Source organism: Candidatus Binatia bacterium, from assembly GCA_036382395.1.
Classification (GTDB): Bacteria; Desulfobacterota; Binatia; order HRBIN30; family HRBIN30; genus JAGDMS01.
This window is the reverse complement of record DASVHW010000450.1, coordinates 1-4,467: the sequence shown is the minus strand read 5'-3', so window position 1 is coordinate 4,467 and position 4,467 is coordinate 1. Positions and strand designations below refer to the sequence as shown.

Annotated in this window: 5 protein-coding genes; all 5 read right to left on the bottom strand. The window is 63.7% G+C overall.

What is annotated here, in order from left to right; genetic code table 11:
- The coding region (locus tag VF515_22220; GenBank protein ID HEX7410345.1) for an ABC transporter permease subunit at positions 1 to 648 on the bottom strand (648 nt) is incomplete at its 3' end.
- Positions 638 to 1,462 (bottom strand): sulfate ABC transporter permease subunit CysT, encoded by an 825-nt coding sequence (gene cysT / locus VF515_22215; GenBank protein ID HEX7410344.1) that lies wholly within the window; start codon positions 1,460 to 1,462, stop codon positions 638 to 640. The genes cysT and VF515_22220, both read right to left, overlap by 11 nt.
- 51 nt (positions 1,463 to 1,513) lie before the next feature.
- Entirely contained in the window at positions 1,514 to 2,563 is a 1,050-nt protein-coding gene (locus tag VF515_22210; protein ID HEX7410343.1) for a sulfate ABC transporter substrate-binding protein, read from the bottom strand.
- Between the two features lie 348 nt (positions 2,564 to 2,911).
- Positions 2,912 to 3,859 (bottom strand): serine O-acetyltransferase EpsC, encoded by a 948-nt coding sequence (epsC, locus tag VF515_22205; GenBank protein ID HEX7410342.1) that lies wholly within the window; start codon positions 3,857 to 3,859, stop codon positions 2,912 to 2,914.
- A partial coding sequence (locus VF515_22200) for a pyridoxal-phosphate dependent enzyme (protein HEX7410341.1) occupies positions 3,856 to 4,467 on the bottom strand: 612 nt, incomplete at its 5' end. The genes VF515_22200 and epsC, both read right to left, overlap by 4 nt.

Sequence of the window (4,467 nt, the reverse complement as noted above, 5' to 3'; positions counted from 1 at the left end):
CAGAATCACCCCGTAGAGCAGCCCCCACTTGATGTTCGGCATGGTCACCCGCCGGAAGAGCTGCCACCCATTGGCGCCGAGACTCACCGCGGCGGTCTCTTCCTCCGCCCCCAGCGCTTCCATCAGCGGGATGAGCTCCCGCGCCACGAAGGGGAAAGTCACAAAAGCGGTGACCAAGATCAGCCCGGGCGTGGCGAAGATAATCTTGATGCCGTGCTCGCGCAGCCACGGCCCGAGGTATCCTTGCAGCCCGAAGATCAGCACGAAGATGAGGCCGGCCACGACCGGGGAAACGGCGAATGGCAGGTCGATCAGGGCCGTGAGCAGCGTGCGTCCAGGGAAACGGAAGCGGGCGATGGCCCAGGCGGCCGCCACACCGAAAACGAGATTGGCCACGACGGCGACCGGCGCCACCCGCAAGGTGAGCAGGATGGCGCTCCAGGTGTCGGCATCTCCCACGAGGTTGTCCCAGTACACCTGCGGTCCCTTCGCCAGCGCTTCGTAGAAGACGTTGATGAGTGGAACGATGACGAGGACACCAATGATCGCCGCGGCGCTGGCGACCAACGTCCAGCGGATGAGCACAGGATCTTCGTGCGCGCGCTGCGGCGGTGTGAGCAATCTCGGTGTAGCGATATCAAGCGACATTGCTCTTGCTCCAACGTTCCAGCAGGTTGATGAGGATCAGCATGGTGAACGACATGAGCAGCAGGACGACAGCGATGGCCGTGGCCTCGCCGTAAGCGAACTCTTCCAATCGTGCCACGATCAAGACCGGGGCGATCTCGGTCTTGAACGGCATGTTCCCCGAAACGAAAACCACAGAGCCGTACTCACCGAGCGCCCGGGCGAAGGCGAGCGCGAAGCCGGTGATGATGGCCGGGGACAAGGCCGGCAGAATCACACGCCAGAAGGTCTGCCCGCGCGTGGCGCCGAGGCAGGCCGCGGCTTCCTCGAATTCCAACTCCAAGTTTTCGAGCACCGGCTGCAGTGTCCGCACGACGAACGGCAGACCGATGAACGTCAGCACGAGAACGATCGCCAGGCGGGAGTACGACGCCTGAATCCCGAGCGGCACGAGGAAGCGTCCGATCCAGCCGCTCTTGACGTACAGGCTCGAATACACCAGCCCGGCGACGGCCGTCGGTAACGCCAGTGGCAGATCGATGAGGGCGTCGAAGATGCGTCTGAAGGGGAACTGGTAACGGACGAGCACCCACGCCACCACCACGCCGAAAACCACATCGATCACCGCAGCCGCCATGGAGGCGCCGAACGTCAGTCCGTACGCCGCGCGGGCGCGGGGCGTCCACACCGTCGCCCAGAACTGGTCGAGCGTGAGCGAGGTCGCTTTGAGAAAGCAAGCCGCCAGCGGGATGAGGACGAGCAGGCTCAAGTAGAACACCGTGTACCCCAGGCTCAAACGGAACCCGGGAAGCACGCGTCGGTTGACGTCGATCATGGCACAAGTCTCCGTGCAGTTGCGGTGTAGAGGCGCTCCGGCGGAACCTCTCTACGGCTTGTATATACTGTCGAAGATCTTTCCCTCGGCGAAGAACCTCCGCTGCGCCTCATCCCAGTCCTTGGCCACAGTAGAGATCGGGAAGAGCTTGATGGCGGGGAAGATATCGGCGTGTCGCTTCAGGACCTCGGCGTTCGTGGGCCGATAGAAGTGCTTGGCGATGATTTCCTGTCCCGCATCGGTGTACAGAAAGTTGAGGTAAGCCTCGGCCACTTCCCGGGTTCCCTTGCGCTTCACGTTCGCGTCCACCACGGCGACCGGCGGCTCTGCCAGAATGCTGACAGGAGGGAAGATCAGCTCCAGCTCGCCGCCGGCCTCTGCGATCTCGAGGCGGGCTTCGTTCTCCCAGGTCAAATGGACGTCCCCGATCTTCTTCTGGGCAAACGTGGTGGTGGCGCCGCGCGCGCCGGAGTCGAGGACTGGGGTGTGCTGGTAGAGTTTGGTGACGAAGTCCGACGCTTCTTGTTCTGAGCCGCCGCGCTGGATGACCGATCCCCAGGCGGCGAGGAAGCTCAACTTGCCGTTGCCGGAGGTCTTCGGGTTCGGCGTCACGATTTCGATGCCCGGCTTGATGAGATCGGGCCAATCCTTGATCCCGTTTGGATTTCCTTTGCGCACCACGAAAACGATGGTGGAAACGTACGGCAGCGAATTGTTGGGAAACCGCTTTTCCCAGCCCTCAGAGATCAGTCCGGCTTTGCGGATGGCATCGGTATCGGGCCAGAGAGCGAGCGTAACCACGTCAGCGTCCAGTCCGTCGATGACGGCCCGTGCCTGGCTCGACGAGCCGCCATGGGATTGTTTGATGGAAAGGATCTGCGTTCCCTGTTCTTTCTGGTACTTCTGGATGAAGGCGGCGTTGAGATCACGCCACAACTCACGTGTTGGATCGTACGACACGTTGAGCAGTTCGACGGACTTGTCTCCCGCGTGAGCGCTGCCTGAGATCAGAGCCGGTCCCACAAAGATGCTGGCTGCGATGGTAAGCACACTGGCAGTGAAGGTCTTCCAAGCTGCTGTTGCTGTACTATTGGTTTTCATCATCGTTCCTTTCGTTCCTCATTTCGGCCGAATCTTGCGCCATCTCGGTGCCCCATCCTTCAGGTCCCCTTGCCTCCTGGAAGAGGGTCAGGGTGAGGGCGTCGAAAACAAAAAGGCCCGGGAGGCAATCAACCTCCCGGGCCCTTCAATCAGCGTTGTGAGTTCGAAGTCAGAGCGGAACGGACATGAACGCAGCGCGACCGTAAGCGCAGGAGGCCTCCCGAGCCTTGGTACAACACGTACACATGAGCTGGCGCTCAACGTTCATGGCGACTGTCTGTAAATGATGCCAGCGGGTATGTCAAGCGGTCTTCCTGCGACGTGCATTTTGACACCGAGAATTGTCCCTCAAATTCCCGATCCGCCGTCGAACAGATCGTCCCGGACCTGCGCTTGGCTGATGCGGCTCCCCGGCGGAACAGCGCGGGTGAGCCAGACGTTGCCGCCGATGCTGGAGCCGCGGCCGATGATGATCCGGCCCAGGATTGTTGCTCCAGCGTAAATCGTGACGTCGTCCTCGACGATAGGATGACGCGGCCTGCCTTTGATCGCCCGCCCCTGCTCATCGGTAGGGAAGCTCTTCGCCCCCAAGGTGACGCCTTGGTAGAGGCGCACGCGCTCACCGATGATGCAGGTTTCGCCGATGACGACTCCGGTGCCATGGTCGATGAAGAAGCTGCCGCCGATACGCGCGCCCGGATGGATGTCGATCCCCGTCGCGCCATGCGCCAGCTCCGCGATGGTGCGCGCGATGAGCGGCGCACCGAGCTCGTAGAGTTGGTGCGCGATGCGGTGGTGGGTGATGGCGGTGATGCCCGGATAACAGAGCACGGCCTCGTCGGCGCTCGTGGCCGCCGGGTCTCCCTCGTACGCGGCGCGGGCGTCGCTCCCGAGCAGCGTGCGGGCCGCGGGGAGTCGGAGGGCGAACTCCCGCGTGATCTCGACGGCCCGGCGCTCGCATGCGCCGACGTCTCCGTCGCCATGCGCCGACGCGAAGAGCAGCCCGCGCCGCACCTGCTCTTGGAGCTCGAAGAGGGCGACGTCCAGCCGGTGACCGACGTAGTTCCGGATGCCGGCGCTGGAGTGGTCGGTAGCACCGAAATGCGCCGGGAACAGCGCCGCGCGGAGCTCTGTGATGATCCCCTCGAGCGCCTCGCGCGAGGGCAGCACGTGGCACCCGAACATGCGCTGCCGGCGGGGCAGGAGATCCGCGTTGGCGGTGGCGAGTGCCTCGACCACCTGCGCAAGGTCCCACGCCGGGGAAGGACTGCTGGGTGCGATCGATAGGGCCGTCATAGCGCGGCCCCCTGGGCGTCGAAAACCCCCTCGAAGAGGATCGAGCTGAGGTAGCGCTCGCCCGAGTCGGGCAGCACCGTGACGATCGTCTTTCCGGCGTTCTCAGGCCGCTGCGCCAGCCGCACCGCGACCGCGACCGCCGCGCCGCTCGATATGCCCGAAATGATTCCCTCCTCGCGCGTCAGCCGGCGGGCGTAGGTGATCGCCTCCTCGTTGGTGACCTGCTCGATCGTATCGACGAGAGATAGATCGAGCACCTCCGGGATAAACCCGGCTCCGATACCCTGGATCTTATGCGGCCCGGGCTTGATTGCCTCGCCGGCGCGTTTCTGGGTCAGAACGGGGCTGGCGGAGGGCTCGACGGCGACCGACACGATGGCCTTGCCGCGCGTCTTCTTGATGTACCGCGACACCCCGGTGATCGTCCCGCCGGTACCGACGCCGGAGACGAAGATGTCGACTCGCCCGTCGGTGTCATCCCAGATCTCCGGTCCGGTCGTACTCTCGTGGATCGCCGGATTGGCGGGGTTGCTGAACTGCTCCAACAGCACGTAACGCGCCGGGTCGGAAGCCGCGATTTCCTTGGCCGTCGCCACGGCGCCGTTCAT

Coding starts and splice junctions, on each gene's coding strand:
- VF515_22210 (HEX7410343.1), bottom strand. CDS start 2,563: ATGAAAACCAATAGTACAGCAACAGCAGCTTGGAAGACCTTCACTGCC.
- cysT (HEX7410344.1), bottom strand. CDS start 1,462: ATGATCGACGTCAACCGACGCGTGCTTCCCGGGTTCCGTTTGAGCCTG.
- epsC (HEX7410342.1), bottom strand. CDS start 3,859: ATGACGGCCCTATCGATCGCACCCAGCAGTCCTTCCCCGGCGTGGGAC.